This window comes from Neobacillus sp. 19, assembly GCF_049463095.1.
In the GTDB taxonomy this organism is placed as follows: Bacteria; Bacillota; Bacilli; order Bacillales; family Cytobacillaceae; genus Neobacillus.
In genome coordinates this window covers 178413-199879 of the sequence record NZ_JBMPZU010000099.1, presented here as the reverse complement: position 1 = coordinate 199879, position 21467 = coordinate 178413, and the positions used below count along the sequence as shown (strand labels likewise).

General features: G+C 44.1%; 12 protein-coding genes, 2 rRNA genes and 2 riboswitches. All 14 genes read right to left on the bottom strand.

Annotated features, from left to right (window positions below):
* Positions 1 to 2152: ribosomal RNA gene (locus ACO1D1_RS27220) — 23S ribosomal RNA — on the bottom strand; the annotation flags it as partial.
* Between the two features lie 198 nt (positions 2153 to 2350).
* Positions 2351 to 3900 (bottom strand): 16S ribosomal RNA (locus ACO1D1_RS27215).
* Positions 3901 to 4220: 320 nt separating this feature from the next.
* Positions 4221 to 6269 (bottom strand): glucose-specific PTS transporter subunit IIBC, encoded by a 2049-nt coding sequence (gene ptsG, locus ACO1D1_RS27210; protein WP_423337707.1) that lies wholly within the window; start codon positions 6267 to 6269, stop codon positions 4221 to 4223.
* Between the two features lie 185 nt (positions 6270 to 6454).
* Positions 6455 to 7297 carry a glucose PTS transporter transcription antiterminator GlcT gene (glcT, locus tag ACO1D1_RS27205; protein ID WP_423337706.1) on the bottom strand — a complete coding sequence of 281 codons (843 nt, stop codon included), beginning with the start codon at positions 7295 to 7297 and terminating at the stop codon, positions 6455 to 6457.
* Between the two features lie 108 nt (positions 7298 to 7405).
* Positions 7406 to 8533 (bottom strand): ABC transporter permease, encoded by a 1128-nt coding sequence (locus ACO1D1_RS27200; protein WP_423337705.1) that lies wholly within the window; start codon positions 8531 to 8533, stop codon positions 7406 to 7408.
* Positions 8526 to 9713: an ABC transporter permease gene (locus ACO1D1_RS27195; protein WP_423337704.1), complete on the bottom strand. Its 1188-nt coding sequence runs from the start codon at positions 9711 to 9713 to the stop codon at positions 8526 to 8528. The genes ACO1D1_RS27200 and ACO1D1_RS27195 overlap by 8 nt, the downstream gene beginning before the upstream one ends.
* A gap of 12 nt (positions 9714 to 9725) precedes the next feature.
* Positions 9726 to 10664, bottom strand: a complete 939-nt coding sequence (locus tag ACO1D1_RS27190) for an ABC transporter ATP-binding protein (protein ID WP_423337711.1) — start codon at positions 10662 to 10664, stop codon at positions 9726 to 9728.
* Positions 10665 to 10802: 138 nt separating this feature from the next.
* Entirely contained in the window at positions 10803 to 12131 is a 1329-nt protein-coding gene (locus ACO1D1_RS27185) for an NCS2 family permease (protein ID WP_423337703.1), read from the bottom strand.
* 118 nt (positions 12132 to 12249) lie between these two features.
* Positions 12250 to 12351: riboswitch (purine riboswitch) on the bottom strand.
* Between the two features lie 333 nt (positions 12352 to 12684).
* Positions 12685 to 14205, bottom strand: coding sequence for a glutamine-hydrolyzing GMP synthase (gene guaA, locus ACO1D1_RS27180; protein ID WP_423337710.1), 1521 nt, complete (start codon positions 14203 to 14205; stop codon positions 12685 to 12687).
* Positions 14206 to 14353: 148 nt separating this feature from the next.
* Positions 14354 to 14457, bottom strand: a riboswitch (purine riboswitch).
* Between the two features lie 80 nt (positions 14458 to 14537).
* Positions 14538 to 16754 carry a transglutaminase TgpA family protein gene (locus ACO1D1_RS27175; RefSeq protein WP_423337702.1) on the bottom strand — a complete coding sequence of 739 codons (2217 nt, stop codon included), beginning with the start codon at positions 16752 to 16754 and terminating at the stop codon, positions 14538 to 14540.
* Entirely contained in the window at positions 16751 to 17968 is a 1218-nt protein-coding gene (locus ACO1D1_RS27170) for a DUF58 domain-containing protein (RefSeq protein ID WP_149868291.1), read from the bottom strand. The genes ACO1D1_RS27175 and ACO1D1_RS27170 overlap by 4 nt, the downstream gene beginning before the upstream one ends.
* 1 nt (position 17969) lies before the next feature.
* Complete coding sequence (locus tag ACO1D1_RS27165; protein WP_411675482.1) at positions 17970 to 18911, bottom strand: AAA family ATPase; 942 nt, start codon at positions 18909 to 18911, stop codon at positions 17970 to 17972.
* A gap of 274 nt (positions 18912 to 19185) precedes the next feature.
* Entirely contained in the window at positions 19186 to 20016 is an 831-nt protein-coding gene (ypfJ, locus tag ACO1D1_RS27160) for a KPN_02809 family neutral zinc metallopeptidase (RefSeq protein WP_149868289.1), read from the bottom strand.
* A 114-nt stretch (positions 20017 to 20130) separates the two neighbouring features.
* The gene (locus tag ACO1D1_RS27155; RefSeq protein ID WP_149868288.1) at positions 20131 to 21291 is read right to left on the bottom strand and encodes a DUF4317 domain-containing protein; all 1161 of its coding nucleotides are present in this window, start codon (positions 21289 to 21291) and stop codon (positions 20131 to 20133) included.
* Between the last annotated feature and the right edge of the window lie 176 nt (positions 21292 to 21467).

Here is a 21467-nt window from a genome sequence, read left to right as displayed (position 1 = left end):
CCTACCTATCCTGTACAAGCTGTACCAAAATTCAATATCAGGCTACAGTAAAGCTCCACGGGGTCTTTCCGTCCTGTCGCGGGTAACCTGCATCTTCACAGGTATATAATTTCGTCTCTCGTTGAGACAGTGCCCAGATCGTTACGCCTTTCGTGCGGGTCGGAGACTCCGACAAGGAATTTCGCTACCTTAGGACCGTTATAGTTTCGGCCGCCGTTTACTGGGGCTTCGATTTCAGAGCTTCGCTTGCGCTAACCCCTCCTCTTAACCTTCCAGCACCGGGCAGGCGTCAGCCCCTATACTTCGCCTTGCGGCTTCGCAGAGACCTGTGTTTTTGCTAAACAGTCGCCTGGGCCTATTCACTGCGGCTCTTCAGGGCTATGAACCCTAAAGAGCGCACCCCTTCTCCGAAGTTACGGGGTCATTTTGCCGAGTTCCTTAACAGAGAGTTCTCACTCACCTTAGGATTCTCTCCTCGCTTATGTGTCAGTATGCGGATACGGGCACCTTGAATCTCGCTAGAGGCTTTTCTCTTGGCAGTGTGGAATCAGGAACTTCGGTACTAAATTTCCCTCGCTGTCACAGCTTGACCTTTACGGTGAACGGATTTTCCTATTCACCAGCCTAACTGCTTAGACGCGCATATCCAACAGCGCGCTTACCCTATCCTCCTGCGTCCCCCCATCACTCAAACGATTCATAGGTGGTACAGGAATATCAACCTGTTGTCCATCGCCTACGCCTTTCGGCCTCGGCTTAGGTCCCGACTAACCCTGAGCGGACGAGCCTTTCCTCAGGAAACCTTAGGCATAGGATGATAAGATCTCACTCATCTTTCGCTACTCATACCGGCATTCTCACTTCTAAGCGCTCCACCAGTCCTTACGGTCTAGCTTCAACGCCCTAGAACGCTCTCCTACCACTGACACCTAATGATATAAATCCACAGCTTCGGTGGCATGGCTCAGCCCCGGTACATTTTCGGCGCAGAGTCACTCGACCAGTCAGGCTGTTGCGCTCTCTTTAAATGGTGGCTGCTTTAAGCCAACATCCTGGTTGTCTAAGCAACTCCACATCCTTTTCCACTTAACGTATACTTTGGGACCTTAGCTGGTGGTCTGGGCTGTTTCCCTTTTGACTACGGATCTTATCACTCGCAGTCTGACTCCCACGGATAAGTCTTTGGCATTCGGAGTTTGTCTGAATTCGGTAACCCGATGAGGGCCCCTAGTCCAAACAGTGCTCTACCTCCAAGACTCTAACAACGTGAGGCTAGCCCTAAAGCTCTTTGGAGAGAACCGGCTCTGTCCAGAGTGATTGGAATTTCTCCGCTACCCACACCTCATCCCCGCACTTTTCAACGTGCGTGGGTTCGGGCCTCCATCAGGTGTACCTGGACTTCACCTGGACATGGGTAGATCACCTGGTTTCGGGTCTACGACCACATACTGAAACACCCTATTCAGACTCGCTTTCGCTGCGGCTCCGTCTCTTCAACTTAACCTTGCATGGGATCGTAACTCGCCGGTTCATTCTACAAAAAGGCGCGCCATCACCCATAAACGGGCTCTGACTACTTGTAGGCACACGGTTTCAGGAACTATTTCACTCCCCTTCCGGGGTGCTTTTCACCTTTCCCTCACGGTACTGGTTCACTATCAGTCACTCAGGGAGTGTTTGCCTTGGGAGATGGTCCTCCCTGCTTCCGACCGGATTTCACGTGTCCGGCCGTACTCAGGATCCACTCAGGAGGGAACAAAGCTCGAACTACAGGGCTTTTACCTTCTCTGGCTGACCTTTTCAGTCGCTTCATTTACCCCGTTCCTTTGTAACTCCATGTTGAGTGTCCTACAACCCCAAGAGGCAAGCCTCTTGGTTTGGGCTATGTCCCGTTTCGCTCGCCGCTACTCAGGGAATCGCGTTTGCTTTCTCTTTCCTCCGGGTACTTAGATGTTTCAGTTCCCCGGGTATGCCTTCTATACCCTATGTATTCAGGTAAAGATACTGTTCCATTACGAACAGTGGGTTTCCCCATTCGGAAATCTCCGGATCAAAGCTTACTTACAGCTCCCCGAAGCATATCGGTGTTAGTCCCGTCCTTCATCGGCTCCTAGTGCCAAGGCATTCACCGTGCGCCCTTTCTAACTTAACCTAAAAAGGTTTATAACTCTTATTCAATAAGAGAGAAAAACTAAAATGGCGATTACTCGATGTTTACTTTGCTTCTTCTTACGATTATCTAGTTTTCAAGGAACGATTAAAAAGACTTTGAGAGAATTGCTCCCTCAAAACTAAACAAACAAGAAACGTCAACCTTATTATCAGTCCGAAAGGACTGCATTATCCTTAGAAAGGAGGTGATCCAGCCGCACCTTCCGATACGGCTACCTTGTTACGACTTCACCCCAATCATCTGTCCCACCTTAGGCGGCTGGCTCCTTGCGGTTACCCCACCGACTTCGGGTGTTACAAACTCTCGTGGTGTGACGGGCGGTGTGTACAAGGCCCGGGAACGTATTCACCGCGGCATGCTGATCCGCGATTACTAGCGATTCCGGCTTCATGCAGGCGAGTTGCAGCCTGCAATCCGAACTGAGAATGGTTTTATGGGATTGGCTAAACCTTGCGGTCTCGCAGCCCTTTGTACCATCCATTGTAGCACGTGTGTAGCCCAGGTCATAAGGGGCATGATGATTTGACGTCATCCCCACCTTCCTCCGGTTTGTCACCGGCAGTCACCTTAGAGTGCCCAACTGAATGCTGGCAACTAAGATCAAGGGTTGCGCTCGTTGCGGGACTTAACCCAACATCTCACGACACGAGCTGACGACAACCATGCACCACCTGTCACTCTGTCCCCCGAAGGGGAACGTCCTATCTCTAGGAGTGTCAGAGGATGTCAAGACCTGGTAAGGTTCTTCGCGTTGCTTCGAATTAAACCACATGCTCCACCGCTTGTGCGGGCCCCCGTCAATTCCTTTGAGTTTCAGCCTTGCGGCCGTACTCCCCAGGCGGAGTGCTTAATGCGTTAGCTGCAGCACTAAGGGGCGGAAACCCCCTAACACTTAGCACTCATCGTTTACGGCGTGGACTACCAGGGTATCTAATCCTGTTTGCTCCCCACGCTTTCGCGCCTCAGCGTCAGTTACAGACCAGAAAGCCGCCTTCGCCACTGGTGTTCCTCCACATCTCTACGCATTTCACCGCTACACGTGGAATTCCGCTTTCCTCTTCTGCACTCAAGTCCCCCAGTTTCCAATGACCCTCCACGGTTGAGCCGTGGGCTTTCACATCAGACTTAAAGGACCGCCTGCGCGCGCTTTACGCCCAATAATTCCGGACAACGCTTGCCACCTACGTATTACCGCGGCTGCTGGCACGTAGTTAGCCGTGGCTTTCTGGTTAGGTACCGTCAAGGTACCGGCAGTTACTCCGATACTTGTTCTTCCCTAACAACAGAGCTTTACGACCCGAAGGCCTTCGTCGCTCACGCGGCGTTGCTCCATCAGACTTTCGTCCATTGTGGAAGATTCCCTACTGCTGCCTCCCGTAGGAGTCTGGGCCGTGTCTCAGTCCCAGTGTGGCCGATCACCCTCTCAGGTCGGCTACGCATCGTCGCCTTGGTGAGCCGTTACCTCACCAACTAGCTAATGCGCCGCGGGCCCATCTGTAAGTGTCAGCCGAAACCGACTTTCAGCTTTTCCTCATGAGAGGAAAAGAATTATCCGGTATTAGCTCCGGTTTCCCGAAGTTATCCCAGTCTTACAGGCAGGTTGCCCACGTGTTACTCACCCGTCCGCCGCTAACCAACAGGAGCAAGCTCCCATTGGTTCGCTCGACTTGCATGTATTAGGCACGCCGCCAGCGTTCGTCCTGAGCCAGGATCAAACTCTCCAAAAAAGTTGAGTTGATTAGCTCATAATTTAAAACGTTGGCTTAGTTTCTATAGAAGAAACTAATAATTTATTGTTTGTTGACGTTTTTGTTTGTTTAGTTTTCAAAGAACAATTTCATTACTTCGTTCAGAAGCAACTTTATTAATATAACATGTCGTTTCCTTCAAGTCAACACTTTTTCGAAAATGTTTTAAACATCTTCATAATGTTAACTCGTCATTAACGACTGCTTTAATATAATAACACCGAGCTAATAAAAGGTCAACAACAAAATAGAACTTTTTTAACAAAATAAGAAAAGCCGGCCCGATTGGCCGGCTTTTCTTATTTTGTTATCTTTACAATGCCTTCTTGTTTAAGTTCAACAAGACCTTTCTTCTTAAGAACGATTCTTTCACCTTCTGCTAAGTTAGTAAAAACAATTGGAGTTATTGTAGATGTGGCATTCGCTTTAATATAGTCTAGATCTACGTTTAATAACGGCTGGCCTTTTTCAACACGATCATTTTCAGAAACCAATAATTCAAAACATTTTCCTTTTAGGTTAACCGTATCAATCCCAATGTGGATTAATATTTCTCGGCCGCTATCAGAGAGGATACCAATCGCATGTTTCGTAGGGAATAGGTTAACGATTTTCCCATCTACAGGTGACACTACCCTTCCGTCTGCCGGTACAATCGCAAAGCCGTCACCCATCATTTTTCCAGCAAACACTTGATCAGGGACTTCTGTAATCGATTTGATTTCTCCTGTTAACGGCGCGGCAAACACATCATCGGTCTCACGTTCTGATGTGAAGGCTTCTTCAATTTGTTGTTCTCCCCTTTCTTCCAATGCTTTTTCGATTGCACGAGGTCTTTTTCCTACCATTATAGCTATCATTTGGCTCTTAATTATTTCTGAACGCGGTCCGAAGATTGCTTGAATATTGTTTCCTACTTCTTGGACACCTGATGCCCCCAATTTCTTCAGCTCTTCCTTATCCACATTCTTCGCATCATTTACTGAAACACGAAGACGGGTAATGCAAGCATCAAGATGAGCAATGTTTTCCTGCCCTCCCATGGCATTAAGGATATTATAAGGTAAGTCCTCGGCTTTTCCTTTATTGCTTACTTCATCCACTTCTTCTATTGCTTCCCGGCCTGGAGTCATTAAATTAAATTTAGTAATGGCGAATCGGAAGACTACATAGTAAATAACGGCGAAACAAAGTCCTAAAAGAATTGCAATCCACCATTTCTCTCTTCCTGGTAAGATACCAAATAAGAAAAAGTCGATGGCGCCACCTGAGAAGGTATAACCTAAATGAACATTAAAAACGGCCATTAATACAAATGAAAGACCATCCAATACAGCATGAAGAACGAAAAGGACGGGAGATACAAACATAAACGAAAATTCAAGCGGCTCTGTGATCCCTGTTAGGAATGACGTTAAAGCACCCGAGGCAAGTAAACCGGCAACTAGCTTTTTCCTCTCCGGCCGTGCGGTTTGATACATAGCTAACGCTGCAGCTGGCAACCCAAACATCATAATTGGGAATTCTCCCCCCATAAAGTTTCCAGCTGTAATTTTTACATTATCCTTTAACTGGGCGAAGAAGATGGTCATATCTCCACGAACAATATGGCCCGCTGCATCCTTATAAGAACCAAATTCATACCAAAATGGAGCATGGAAAATATGGTGTAAACCGAACGGAATGAGCAATCGCTTAATAAATCCAAAGAAGAAGACAGCGATATACGTTCCCTCGCCCATAAGCCACACGGATGCACTATTCATAGCCTGTTGAATCGGCGGCCAGATAACTAATAACAATAAACCAGCAATTAGCGATAAGCCTGATGTTGCTATCGGAACAAAGCGTTTGCCTGCAAAGAAGCCAAGAAATGAAGGCATTTCAATATCATGGTAACGATTATAGCAAAATGCTGCAATCAGACCGACGGTAATACCGCCAAATACACCGGTTTGTAAGGTAGGAATCCCCAAAACACTGGCATAGCTCGGATTCTCAGCGAGCATTTTTGCTGTAACACCTAACCATGAACTCATAACCTGATTTAACACTAAGTAACCAACGATGGCAGCAAGTGCTGCGGCACCATCACCCGCTAAACCTATCGCAACACCTGCGGCGAAGATAAGTGCCAAATTACCAAAAATAATTCCGCCTGCATCTTCCATGACACTTGCCACTAGTTGTATCCAATGAACATCTAAAAATGGCAGATAGTGCAGCATTGTTTCTTGTTGCAAGGCATTTCCTATCCCCAACAATAAACCCGCGGCCGGCAAAAGGGCTACCGGCAGCATTAATGCTTTACCAATCTTTTGTAAGACCCCAAAAACTCTTTTAAACATGTAAATTACCTCCTGAAAGGATTCAAGCCCATAAAACGTTTACATTTTTCAATAAAATGAACAATAAAAAAGGCATGAGCAAAAGGTCCATTGAATGAAGGTATAGGAATAGAGTACCCCTAAAACTTCAATTCAAGTCCTTTACACTCATGCCTGGTCGAATCAGTAACACGTAATAATAATTGCTATTTAAATTTGTTTTGAAGTCTTTGTAAATGCATGGTCAGATATACTGCTTCTGCATCAAAGACCTTCTTTTTTAATGATTGCTGCATCACTTTAATGAGTTTCCACGAGAGATTATAGCACACAGGATATTCCTCTTTCAATAAGGAGGCAATTTTCTCCGGTTCTGCTACCCTTTCACCCTTTTCTACGCGTTCAATAGCAAAGCGAAGATGACGTACGAGTCTCATATAATCAATGCTTTCTTTATCGATTTCGAATTTAAACTGCTTCTCTACCATTTCAACTAGTCTGCTGACAAGCTGCGAATGTTGATTTACTACTGATAGATTTTTATTCGTAATCGCACTATGGATGTGCAGAGCTATAAACCCAATCTCTCCAACCGGCAGGCTTATTCCCGCCTTGTCATTAATATACCGAACGACTTCCTCCGCAATTTCATACTCGCGGTGGTAAAGGGCCTTTGTTTCAATTAGAAATGGATTTCGCATTTCCATTCCTTGCGAAGCTCTTGTCAGAGCAAACATTAAATGGTCCGTCAGCGCCACATGAATATGTTCATTTAAGACAGATTGTGTCCGCTGTTTTATTAAGTCAATCGAGGAAATAATGACTTCTAAATACTCGTTATCGATAAACGGAAGTAGCTTAATGTAATTTTGCTGCTCTTTTTCGTTTTTCAATACAAACAGCTTTTCTACTGCTTCAGTTTCGATATAGTCCCCGTGTTTTCGATTAAACCCTATACCTTTACCTATTAACACAACTTCTTCATAGGAAGGGTGTTTAGCGATTAGCACATTATTATTCAATACTTTATCAATTAATAAATTGGCCAAACAGTTCCCCCCCGTTCCTACTTAATACATTCATATTTAATGTTATAAGAGGCTCCATTGGAAGTCAACGACCATTTTCGACAATTTTTCTAAAACATAGCTGGGAAGTTATTCAAATTTCATCCCTTTTAAACCTATAAAAAAGAACAATGCGCTAAATCCAAGCAGTGCAGTAGTATCTTTTAGTAAGGTTCCAGTGTGCAGGCTGCCGCTGATGATTTCTTTAAAGCCTGACATCGCCCATGTCTGCGGGACGCCCAAGGCAATTTTTTGCATAATCTCCGGTACCACATCAATCGGCCAATAAACACCGCCAAGCATACAAGTGCTCACGATTAAAACCGCACTGATTGCCGAGGCTTGCTGCTTTGTTTTGACGAGCCCGGCAATCATGAGACCAAAGCCCACCACACATAGGATGACGAGTGATGCAAAGGGAATGAAATAAGATAACCTTCCCCAGGTCGTTTCAAACATGATATTCATAGCAGCCATTAATACCGCAAATTGAATCCACCCCATCAAAAAGTAAGCCAAAAGATAACCAAGGCTTATTTGCAGTTTGTTTGCAGGTGAAACAATCAGCCTTCCCCATGTACCGCCAATTCGTTCATCAAGGATTGCCGAGGCTGCTCCTGACAGACCGAACATCATAAACATGATGGCAAATCCAACAAACATCAGGTTAATTACTACTGAATCATTGGTATCTTTTTGAATGATTTGCTTTTCGACTGTCACACCTTTATTTGCAGCGATTGTCTCGAGCACTTCGGAAAAAGCACCCTCATCCCTTGCGGATGCAACCTGATAGGAACGAAGAATCACTCCTGCCGTTCCCTCTATATGAGAAGATAAGGCTAGATAATTTTCCGTCTTGCGCTGCAGAATAATGTCAAATATCGGTTTCTTTTCGGTGATTCGTTGGCTGATATCATTCGGCAGCACGACAGCGGCAACCACATCCTGTGCGGAGACATTTTTTTCAGCCTGCTTGCGGGTTACCTTTTTCCAACTATAATGTTCGTCCTGCTTTAACAGATGCAGAATCTCTGTATGGACCGGTGAATCACCGGAAACAACGTTAACAACTGGTTTGGTCTGTTCTGAATTAACAGAAATGCCTCCGAAAATCCAGCTAAACAATGCCGGCATGACAAACATCAGCACCAGCGTCCCAGGGGATTTGAAAAACTCTTTTAAATGAAGTGAAAGAATCGTCCAGATCTTACGCATATTTCCCTCTCCTTTCGAATGAAAGGCGAATTAATCCAATGACAAAAAAAAGCAGACCAAGACCTAATGACCCGCCGATTGCCGGCAGGATCTTGATAAATGACGCACCTGACATTAGATCTAAATAGGATTGCAGTGCTAGCCCATTAGGGATAAACTTTGTTGCGAAAACAATCCAATCCGGGAATATATACAATGGAACCATACTCCCGCCAAGAGCTGCCATGATTTGTGTTCCAAACATGCCAGCCACATTAAACGATTTCTCTGTTTTAATAAACGAGCCCGCTAACACACCAAGTCCGCTGGCATTGATGACAAACGCTACTGTCAAGATGACTATACCTGAAACGGACGGCCCCCAATCTACCCCGAAAATAAGCCTGGTACCGGCAATGATGATAAATGCTTGCGTCAAACAAATACTGATTAAGCCGAGCAATTTTCCGAACAGATAATTGGGGTAGGTTAAATTTGTAAGAAGCAGCCGTTTAAAGACTTCTTGTTCTTTTTCGAGGATCATGGTGGAAACACCTTGGACGACTGTCATCAATAGAAACATTACACCCATGGCAGCTGCGTAATATTGAAAAGAACTGACCGGCTTCGTTTTTGCATCGATTGTTGTTTCTTTGATCAGCGGTTTTTCCCCGTACCCTTCCAGCAGCGGACTGGTTGGATTCCCTCCCTGCACCGGCTGGGCCATTTGCGCCGCAGCAGCTTCAATTGGTATCGAGCGCGAAAACTGCTCAATCACATTTTGTACAATGGTTGAGTTAATAAAGGTGTCAGGCACCGATAAAAGTTTTACTTTCGTTCCTTGTCCGGTCATCAATGATTGGGTGAAGTCTTTTTCGATGATAATGCCGACGGTGAGTTTGTGGTCTTTTATTTTTTGGGTCATTTCTTCTTCTTGATAATTTTTCACTTGTATTTGTTCCGATAAGTTTTTGGCAAACACTTCATCGGTTAGGACTTTGCTCAGCTGGCCCTGATCTAAATTAACCACCCCGAGGGTGAATTTTTTGATTGTAAACTCTTCATCTTCCTTCATCATATCCCCAAAGGCCGAGCCTAAAATGGCGATTAACAGCAGCGGCATTAAAATCAGAGTTAAAAGGGCCTTTTTATCGCGCGCAACAAGTATGAGATCCTTCCATGCAAGCCACCAATATTTCATCCTCTCCGCCCCCTAATCACGTAAATTTCGTCCGGTCAGATGCAAAAAGACACTTTCGAGGTTCGGTTCCACGATATCCACTGAGGTAACCTTTGTGCCTGTTTTGGTCACCGCCTGAATGAATTCTGTTAATATCAATTGCGGCTCTTTATGAAAGACCATCACTTGCTGGTCTTGGATTTGAACATCATTTGAAGAAAAAAGGCCCGTTAACGTCTGATTAAGCTGGTCTACATTTGCACTTTCCTTCTCAATCGTTAAAATAATCCGCGAATGATCACCAATGGTTTCCCGCAGTTCACGTAACGTACCGGAAGCAATTAATTGCCCATGGTCAACAATGCCAATCCGCTCACAAAGGTATTCAACCTCCTCCATATAATGGCTGGTATAAATGATCGTCATCCCTTCACTGTTAAGAAGTTTTACCGTTTCCAAAATGTGATTTCTTGATTGCGGATCGATACCAACAGTCGGCTCATCCATAATCAGCAATTCTGGTTTATGTAAAATCGCTGCCCCAATATTGACCCGCCGCTTCATCCCGCCGGAAAAGGTCTCAACTTTATCCTTTGCCCGGTCTGTTAAACCGATAATCTCAAGCACTTGATCGACACTTTTCTCAAGCTCAGTCCCTGAAAGATCGTACATTCTTCCCCAAAATTTTAAATTCTCCCGTGCTGACATCGTCTGATAAAGGGCAATCTCCTGCGGTACAACCCCAATCCATTTTTGTGCTTGCTTCGGGTTTTTCACCACATCGATATCCTTTATCCGAATGATCCCTGATGTGGGCGGAAACAATCCGGTCATCATATTGATAGTGGTTGACTTTCCTGCCCCATTTGGCCCAAGCAGCCCATACGACTCTCCTTTCTCGACTGCAAATGAAACTCCCTTTACAGCCTCGAAATCCCCAAAGCTTTTGCGCAATTCCTGAACGGTTAGCATATTCACATAACCACTCCCTATTTCCATTATCTACCTACACCCACATCATACAGAAGCGCTATAGCGAAATTTGTAAAATCTTGTCGTTTACAAAAATAAAAAATAGGAACTGCAGCCCATCTGCAGTTCCCTTTCGTACTATTTTAAGAAGATGAAATATAGGACAAAAATAACAAAGAAGAAATACATAATTGGGTGAATTTCTTTTGTCCGCCCCTTAACGATCATGGTAATCGGGTAAAAGATGAAACCCATGGCAATCCCTGTCGCAATACTATAAGTAAGCGGCATCGTGATCATTGTTAAAAAGGCCGGAACAGCAATTTCAAACCGTTTCCAATCAATTTTACCTAAGGATGTAACCATCAATACCCCCACAATGACCAATGCCGGTGTGGTAACGGGTGCCGTAATGACTGATAATAACGGAAAGAAAAACAATGATAAAATAAATAATGCAGCAGTTACCAATGATGCAAATCCTGTTCTAGCACCTGCCGCAACCCCCGCTGTTGACTCAACGAAAGAAGTAGTTGTCGATGTTCCAAGAACAGCCCCAACACTAGTAGCAACGGAATCAGAAATGAGTGCCCGTCCTGCACGCGGAAGCTTGTTATCCTTCATTAGACCTGCTTGGCTGGCAACCGCAACCAACGTCCCTGCATTATCGAAGAAATCAACAAACAAAAACGTTAAGATAATTCCAAGCATCGTTGTTGTATAAAATGAACTCTCGCCAAAAGCGGAAAATGCAGCCCCAAAGGTTGGTGCTATACTAGGTACCTGCCCGACTACTTGATGCGGCATTTTTATTTCGCCAAAAATCATGCCGACAATAGCCGTCAAAATCATTCCGTAAAAAACAGCACCTTTAATGCCACGTGTCATCATAATGACAGTGACGATAATTCCAAAAATCGCAAGCAGTGGACCACCTGCCGTTAAATCTCCAAGTCCAACAAGTGTGGCATCATTATTGACAATGATCTGTGCACTTTGTAAACCAACAAAGGTAATAAATAAGCCAATCCCTGCACCGACTGCATGCTTTAAATCAATGGGAATCGCATTGATAATTTTTTCACGAAGTCCTGTTAACGTCAGTAAGAAGAAAAACACACCGGAAATCAATACGGCACCCAGTGCATGCTGCCAAGGAATTCCACTGCCTAACACAACCGTGAAAGCAAAAAAGGCATTCAATCCCATTCCCGGCGCCAATGCCATCGGATATTTCCCAATCAGCCCCATAATGATCGAGCCAATTGCAGATGCTAAAGCAGTAGCAACGAATACAGCACCATAATCCATGCGTAAGGCATCCGGGAAGTCCTTAACTGCCGCCAGTGATAATGTTAATGGGTTAACTACCAGTATATAAGCCATTGCTAAGAAAGTGGTAAATCCACCGATAATTTCTCTGCGATAATTCGTTCCATGCTTCTCAAACTCAAAGTACTTTTGCACTTTCATTTCCCCCTATAAATCTTTTCTTTATTATGCAAAAAAACGCTCTGGTATACTCTACCGGAGCGTCTGACTTTAGGCATGTGCAATAAATAAAAAGAGGAAAAAGACTGCCTCACTATTCAAAACACTGCCTCGTAGTCAAGCCATTTACGGTAGCTCGGTAGAAACTTTTGGGCCATATTCCCAATATTATACGATGCAATTATATAAGTTCCTTAACACATTTTTTAGTTTAACAGGAAGAATCCAACTTGTAAACAAAAAATACGAACGATGTTATAGAAAAAATTAACATCGTTCGTATTTTGGTTATGAATAAATTCTATGAACTTCAAGAACCATCCAGCTCCAGCGCCCTAGCGGCTAGTGTCCTTCGCTCTCCGCCCTACGATAAGTCAAGCACGAATGCGCCTCCGGCTCTTCGTGTTTCCTTTATCTCAGTTAGAGCGCTCCACAAGGAACGCTTCGGCAGCATAGGCATCGCACGAAGGAAAAGCGTTAGCTTTTCCGAGGAGGCCATACGCCGCTGACCAGGGCGCTTCCGCTTTTGTTATTCCCACTCAATCGTTGCCGGCGGTTTAGAGGTAATGTCATAGACAACCCGATTGACATGTGCAACCTCGTTTACAAGCCGTGTCGAGATGACTTCAAGTACATCCCACGGAATCCGTGCCCAGTCGGAAGTCATCCCATCAATCGAGGTGACCGCCCGAATTCCAATTGTATAATCATAGGTTCTTGTATCCCCCATCACACCGACACTGCGAATGTCTGGAAGTACGGTGAAGTATTGCCAAATTTCACGGTCAAGACCGGCCTTTTTAATTTCTTCACGAAGAATCCAATCTGATTCACGAACAATCTCCAACTTGTCTTCAGAGATTGCACCAAGGACGCGGATACCTAAACCAGGTCCAGGGAATGGCTGTCTCCAAACGATATCATCCGGAATGCCAAGCTCTGTACCAAGTGCGCGAACCTCATCTTTGAACAAAGTATTTAGTGGTTCAATCAATTTAAATTGCATATCTTCCGGCAGTCCGCCAACATTGTGATGTGACTTTATCGTTTGTGCTGTTGCTGTGCCGCTTTCAATAATATCCGTGTACAGCGTTCCTTGGGCTAAAAACTCAATTCCCTCGAGCTTAGTTGCCTCATCATCAAACACATAGATAAACTCGTTCCCAATAATTTTCCGCTTTTTCTCCGGATCGGAAACCCCTTCGAGCTTCGCTAAGAAACGATCCTTCGCGTCCACTTTGATCACATTCATATGGAACCCTTCAGAGAAAGTCTTCATCACACTATCCGCTTCATTTTTCCGAAGCAGGCCGTGATCAACGAAAATACAAGTTAACTGATCACCAATTGCTTTATGGATGAGAACAGCAACAACGGAAGAGTCCACTCCGCCGCTCAAGGCACAAAGAACCTTTTTATCACCTACTGTCTCGCGAATTTTCGCCATTTCCATTTCAATAAAGTTTTCCATTGACCAATTGCCGCTAGCGCCGCAAACATTGAAAACAAAATTCTTTAAAAGCTCATTTCCATAAACAGAATGACGCACTTCAGGGTGGAATTGTACTGCATAAAGATTACGTTCTTCATCACTCATCGCTGAAATCGGACAAGATGGGCTTGTGCCATTAACGGAGAACCCTTCAGGAGGCTCAACAACCAGGTCCCCGTGGCTCATCCATACGGTCTGTTCCGCAGGCAGGCCTGTAAAAAGGGCAGATTCCGACTCGACTGATATCATTGCTTTGCCATACTCACGGTGCTGTGCCTTTTCAACCTTTCCATTAAAATGGACAGTCATTAACTGCATTCCGTAGCAAATTCCGAGAATCGGCAGACCCATATCAAAAATCGCTTCATCACAGCGGAATGAATTTTCATCATACACACTGTTCGGACCTCCAGAGAAAATGATTCCCTTCGGATTCATTTTGCGAATTTCCTCAGCCGTAATCGTATGCGGATGCAGTTCGCTATACACACCGAACTCGCGAATCCGGCGGGTAATTAACTGATTATATTGACTTCCAAAATCTAAAACAACGATCATATCATGCTTTTCCGTCAAAACAGCCACCTCATTTTTTATAAGTTAGTACTAGCTTTTACAACAAATGAAAAAAATAAAAAAAAAACTAGAATTCTCCCCCCAACAAATATCAGGAAGGCAGAATTCTAGTTATCTCACAAAATAACTGACAGAAAAATTCTGCCTTCATAGTCAGGCCATTACAGTGGTGACCCGGTAGAGACTCTCGAACCCTATTTTCGAGGATATATGAAGGAAACGAACAAATATTTAGAAAAGCTATAGCGCGCTGATGGACACTATAGCAAGACAAAGAATTTAGTTCATATTGTATCAATAGGTTGTTTTTCCGGTCAAGCAATTGTCTTTTTGATTAAATTTTCCCATAATTCATGCGACTCTTTCCAAGTTCCCTTCGGCAGGTTTTGATGGTACGTATATTGTTCATAAAAGTGTGTCAGCCGTGTCATTTCCCGCGTTGAAAAGAACGTATCAACATAACGGGCATAATTCCTTAGCGTTTGGTTTTCCTTCCGCTTGATCCCATAACGTTCAAGCTGATTCAATAAAACCATATACGCTGCAGCGATACTTTCATCCTTTTTCTTAAATTTGTAAACGAGCAATACGCCATACGGAAGCCACTTGCCGCGGATTCGATAAACAACTGCTGCTATTACTGTTAGGATGATGAGAATGAGAACAGCCTTTTTCCAATTGTTTTCTGCTGTCAATTTTGCTCGTTCCCAAATCGCTTTCAGATCAAAGGACTTGTCTTGTTTCTCCACAGATTTTGGTTCTTCCAGTTCATCCTTCTGAGGCTTTTTCACAGGCGGCGGGATTGTTTGCTGGTTGGTAGTTCCCGAGCCTTCCGTTGCTTCATAATTGATTAAAATCTCATTGGTAAAACCCTTTGTTGGCTCAAACGGCACCCAGCCTTGATTTGGGAAAAAAACCTCTACCCATGAGTGGGCATTATTGTTGGTCACTTCATAATATTGTTTCGAAGTGTTATCTTTGCTGTATTCTAGAAAATCCCCGCCAGTATACCCTTTTACCCAGCGAGTGGGAATCCCCAGCGTCCTTAACATAACGGCCATCGAAGTGGAAAAATTATCGCAATAGCCCCGTTTTGTGTCAAATAAAAATTGGTCAACATAATCATCATTGGTGCCAGGCACCGCGACATTTTTTTGGTCGTACGTAAAGCCCGAATTGGAAAAATAGCTTTCCACGGCTTTCGCCTTGTCAAACCAATTTGATTTTTCAGCGGTTATCTCTTCCGCTAATTCTCTGATTCTTTGCGGTAATCCTTCCGGCAAATGCGTATACTTCTGGTAAAAGAAGGTTGACGGGTCCACACTTGTTGTCCGCTGCAGGTCCTGGACTTTATATTTTGGACGGACAAAGTCTACCGTAAAATGACGGGGAACAACCGGCTCTAGTTCTTCATCATAATAGCTGATCCTCTCATTAGTCGTATCCACCATGAAGCGATTTCCATTTGGATCAGTTGGCTGTATGTCCGTGATTTTCTGGATCCCTGCCGGATACATAATAAAATGATAGCGATAATTATTATGGACGTTGACAGAAGCAGATTCCTTAATCGTTTCAACTGAGTCAGGAATCGAATACACAGGGACAAGCTCTTCCTTCAGATAGGAGATGGGAGATGAGCCGGAAGCAAACCATCCCTTTCCGGTATAAGTATCCTTAGTCTCCATCTTCCAATAACTTTTCCCGCTCGCTTCATATTTAAAAACCGGGTTGTTGTCACTGATAAACGGTCCGCCAAGTGCACCATCATTGGTACCGTAGCCGATTCGATGCGGTCCGGCACCACTGCCTTCTCCGTCAGCTTTATTGTTATTTGCGGTAAGATAGGGAACAGGATCCGGCCAAATCGGAGCAGCTTTAGGCGCGGCCATTCCCGCCACCACACTAACGGCCAGCATCCCTGCCAGCGGAACCATCCATTTTCGAATAAATGATGAATCAACGGTTACGTTTTCTTTCTGGATGATCCGGTAAAAGGTCAGCATTCCCATCACAGCAAATCCCGCCGCAACCGTCCGCACGATCGCTGCTTTTGCACTATATGGCGTAAACGTGTCCAAGACCGTAATATAAATCAAGGTCATAAAGAAAAAGATAAAGATCTGCTTGCGATTAAGGAGCCAATAATCAATTAAATACACCATTAACCAAAGCAGGATAAAAAACAACAGCGTTCGAAATTCATTAGATAAGTCGTTCCACTGCCTGCCCGTAAGCATACCTATATTATCAGCCACATCCAAAAGGAATGACTTCAACCATTTAAGATGAAAGAATCCTTGCTCATAATAGAAACGATTAATAGAAAATAAGATAAATACTAACTTAATACTACCTTTCCAAATCCCCTTTAGATGAAAATAGGACATGACGAAGGTGATTAGCATAAAGGCAATAAACGTTTCAATATTATCCGTATTTGTTAATTTTTCAATTGGCCGCAGCCATTCCCATAACAGAAGAAAGCTAAGTCCGTATAGTAGAAACGAGGAAAAATCCCTTTTCATCATCGACCCATCACCTCCGAAAAGGATGCTTTAAAATCGCCCTCATGAACCATGACGACTCGAACACCCCGGGCATTTGCGATTGTGACAAGGGAACGCTCCGTTTCCGTCTGAGATTCCTTTTGACCTTTTATAAGGAAAACGGTAATAGAGCCTTTTCTCTTTCCTAGAAAACTTGCCTTTTCGATCACCGGTTTCGTTAATTGCGCTGTGACAAGCATAAAGGAGACTGTTTGTTGAATAAAAAGCCCGTCTGTCTCTAACACCTTTTCAAACGACCGCAAGCCTTTTGCTTCAATTTTTGCGAGATGATAAAAGAGCTGCCGTAAGTGCAGTTCCCCGCCTCGAATCGGAAAGGATGCACGTTCGCTGCTGATCGTTAACAGTCCCGTCTGGGCACCTTTTCTCAAAATCGCATGTAATAACGACGCAGTATAGGAAACGACTGCTTCAAAGTGCTTATCAGGCACACAATCCATGACAACAAACACATCATGGGATTGCCGCTGCTCGAATTCCTTTGTCATAATTTCGTTGCGCTTTGCGGACGCTTTCCAGTTAATCCAGGAAAACCGGTCCCCCGGCTGATAATCCCGGACACCTACCGCCATGGTTGTATCGCGCTGCACCCGTTCCCTCGACGCTGTTAACCCTTGATCAAATTGATTTTCAAACGGCCGGTATAAAAGCTCTGAATAGGCGGGGTACACAACGATTTTCCCTGGTGCTTTGACGATTTTTTCTTTTTCAAATAATCCAAGTGGATCGCCGATTTTTAACGAAAACGATGTGAAAAAGTGTTCCCCGCGCGGCAGTTGGTCAATGATATATTCATAATCGACTTCTTTTTTAAAACCGGGCAGAAGAAGTGCCTTTGCTTTCTTTTGCTGCGGGGCATATTTCATTGCATCACCTAAATGATCTTCTATTAGCAAGTAGAATAACGGAAACGCCTTTGAACGCTTGATTGAGACAGTTACCCTGAAAGCCTCTCCTGCATTATAGTCCGCTTTTAATAAAACCCGAGTAACTTCAAACTCATTTAAAGAATAAAAGGAAAGCGCGACGCAATAAATGGCAAACGGCAGAAAGCTATAAAATAAAAACCAGCTGACAAATCCCCCTTGAAACATGGCATAGGAGAACGTGAGAAGGATGAGAAAAACGAGCAGGATCAACTTCCAGCCTTTTTTAAACGGAATCCAGCGTTTTTTCATGTTATTTCACTAACCTTCTAACTGGTACCGGAACCCTCGCAACCACCCTGTTTACTACTTCTTCCGCTGAAATCCCTTCAAATTTTGCTTCAGATTTTAAAATAATCCGATGGGATAGCACAAATGGCGCTAAATACTGAATATCATCCGGCAGGACATAATCACGCCCGTACATATAGGCATATGCTTGAGCTGCCTTCATTAAGGCAATTGACCCCCTTGGGCTTGCGCCTAGGTACACACTGCCGTGGCCCCTGGTCCGGTTCACAATGTCAACAATATAGCGTTTAATGGTATCGTCCACAAATACCTCTTTAATATCCTGCTGCAGTGCGAGCAAGCCTTCAAGGTCTACGACCGGCGCAAGATCCTCGATTGGCGGCACCTTTTGCGCACGATTAAGGACTTCAATCTCTTCCTGCAAGTCCGGATAACCCATTTTCATTTTTAATAAAAAGCGATCGAGCTGCGCTTCTGGAAGCGGATAGGTGCCTTCATATTCGATCGGGTTCTGCGTCGCCATCACGAAAAAAGGTTTGTTCAGTTTATGAGTCACGCCGTCAATCGTGACGCTGGCCTCCTCCATCCCCTCTAAAAGGGCAGACTGAGTCTTCGGCGAGGTTCGGTTGATTTCATCGGCGAGAATAATGTTCCCCATTAATGGACCCGGGCGGAATTGAAATTCCAACTCTTTCGGATTATAAATGGAAACGCCTGTGACATCGGATGGCAGCAGGTCCGGGGTAAATTGAATTCTGCGGAAATTGGCATTAACCGATTTCGCAAGTGCCCGGACCATCATCGTTTTCCCTACACCTGGTACGTCTTCTAACAGCACGTGGCCTCCAGCCATTAGTGCAACAAGGCTCAATTCAGCCACATTTCTTTTTCCAATCATCACCTTTTCAATGTTTGCGATGATTCTTTCTATCGTGGGATTCATTTGTTCTTGTGTCAATGGAATTCCTCCTCTAGCGGCAGTAAAACCGTTTTACGGCATTCTATCTATTAATTCTACATTTTTTTGGAAAATTCCTGTTAAATGAGTCACATATTATTCGAAAATAGCGGAACATGGAATATATAGGGGAAAAAAGAATTTCCAATTAATGTCCAGCGAATATCATAAGTTTATTGCGGTAATTTTGCAGAATGAAAAGAGAGGATGAATTTGATTAGCTGCCGCCATTCAGATTCATCCTCTCCTATTCAATCATTTATAGATTAGCGGCTTTAAAGGTGTCTCCGCCCTCGATGGTGCCATTCTCGAATCCTTTATAAAACCAACGCTTCCGCTGTGCAGAAGTTCCATGGGTAAAGCTTTCCGGAACCACATAGCCCTGTGCTTTTTTCTGGATATTGTCATCACCGACTGCATTTGCGGCATTGAGCGCCTCATCTAAATCCCCTTTTTCAAGGTAGCCCTTCCCTTGGGCATAGTGGGCCCAGACACCGGCCAAATAGTCAGCCTGCAATTCAAACCTGACTGAATACTCGTTGGACTTCCTTTGGGCTGCCGGAGCCTGCTCCCCTGTATGCAAGAGGGTCTGAACATGGTGTCCGACCTCATGGGCGATGACATAGGCCATCGCAAAGTCGCCGGGTGCCTGGAATTTTTGCTTTAGCTCCTCATAAAAACTTAAGTCAATGTAAAGCTTGTGATCCCCTGGACAATAAAACGGCCCCACTGCTGAACTCGCCGATCCACAGGCCGACTGAACACTGCCGCTGTATAAAACGAGCTTAGGATTTTCGTATTCCAGACCTCTTTTCTTGAATTCATCTGACCATACATCCTCAGTATCAGCAAGGACGACCGATACAAAGTCAGCCAGCTCCTTTTCCTGAGCTGATTCCTGGTAGGGAGTGTTTGTATCTGAGCCATTATTCGTTGTCATGTTATTGATTAAATCACCAGGGTCACCACCGAGGAGCGTAAAGAGGAGAATAATAATAATCCCGCCAATGCCGCCCCCCATCACCGTTTTGCCACCCATGCCTCTTCTGTCTTCAACGTTTGAGCTTTCCCGTCTACCTTTCCATTTCATTTTTTTACCTCCCTAAACACAAGCGTGTTATTAACTTACTATTTCCATAGTGTTATACCCATATTAAGGAGCTAAAAAGTAGATATATTTTTTCCAATTGTCATTGAAGATAAATTAGAGTTCCCCCGATTCCAGTCGGAATCCTTCCACGACCACATCTTCATCGACTTCCAGCAATAGGCAGCGTTTTCCTTCATATGTAATATATTTAACATATTTCAGATCTTTCGGATTGATGGATACATCGGCCACCTTCGTATTGATCTTTATGGTTTTTGGAATTAAACTGCTTGCTTTGAATTCATGTTTTTCATCAGCTACAACGGCCTTGAAGGCATGTTCCACTTTGGCCGATTCTACATTTTCAACTCCGCTGACCGTTAAGATCCGTTCGATATCCCGAGTATCCAACGTAGGGGTTTCACTTTCTTCATTTTCCTGATTCTCCTGTACCAGCTTATCGATTTCCGCATAGACATTAGAGATAACCTGGGAATCGACTTCGTCGCCTATCACCTCTTTTAAGATGAAATCGAAGCAGTCCTTATCTTCCTGAGCCGTGATGATTTCTTCACAATTGAGAACCTCTTCAATAAATCCGAAGTCAGGTTGGTTTATCTTCCCGGCACAATAGAGAATATGGTTCACATCTGCAGCATTGTCGTTAAACGTTGGAAAAAGAAAGCCTGACAACGGAGAATCCAAATTAATAATCGGGTCAAAGAAGTTATGCGATTTGAATTCTTTCTCGATATAATCAAACGTCAAGGCTTTTTTCGGCTGATCGGTTTTATTCAGGCTGCAAAGAATAAACTGGGTGGAATAGACTTCGTCATCCCCGCCCTCTTCAGATTCCACATTCCGTTTCCGTGTTGCTTTTCGATATTCTCCCCGGATAAACGTCACTACCGTGTCAAATTCATACACTGTATGGGCAAACATTTTCGTGACGATTTCAAGCATATATTCCTTCCAATCGTCCGATGTATCTGCCTGCAGCCCTTCAAAGAGGAACATTTGGGTGCTGTCTTCCACATCGCGGCTGAATTTCAGTTCAAACAGTTTGGCATCAAGATGCCCTGTCAATACCTTTTTAAAGTTTGCTAAAAATAATTCTTGGGCTTCCTGCTCTAACATTTGAAATGGCTGACTGACATGATGATAAATATCACCCGATTCTTTCTGAACATACACATTGAAGATTTCGCGAATGTTCATCAGATGATTATCTAATTTAAATTGCTTGCGGATATTAGCGATGTCTTTTTTATTCACATATCTCAACTCCCATTTCCTTATTATACTAAAGGAAGATAGAATTACTCCATTGATTTACCCCTGCCTTTTTATGTACTCTGGATGGTAACATTTTTATATCATTGTATTGATATGGTTAACATCAAGTTAAAAAAAGAGGATGATTACAGAATAGCATTCTGAAGTCATCCTCT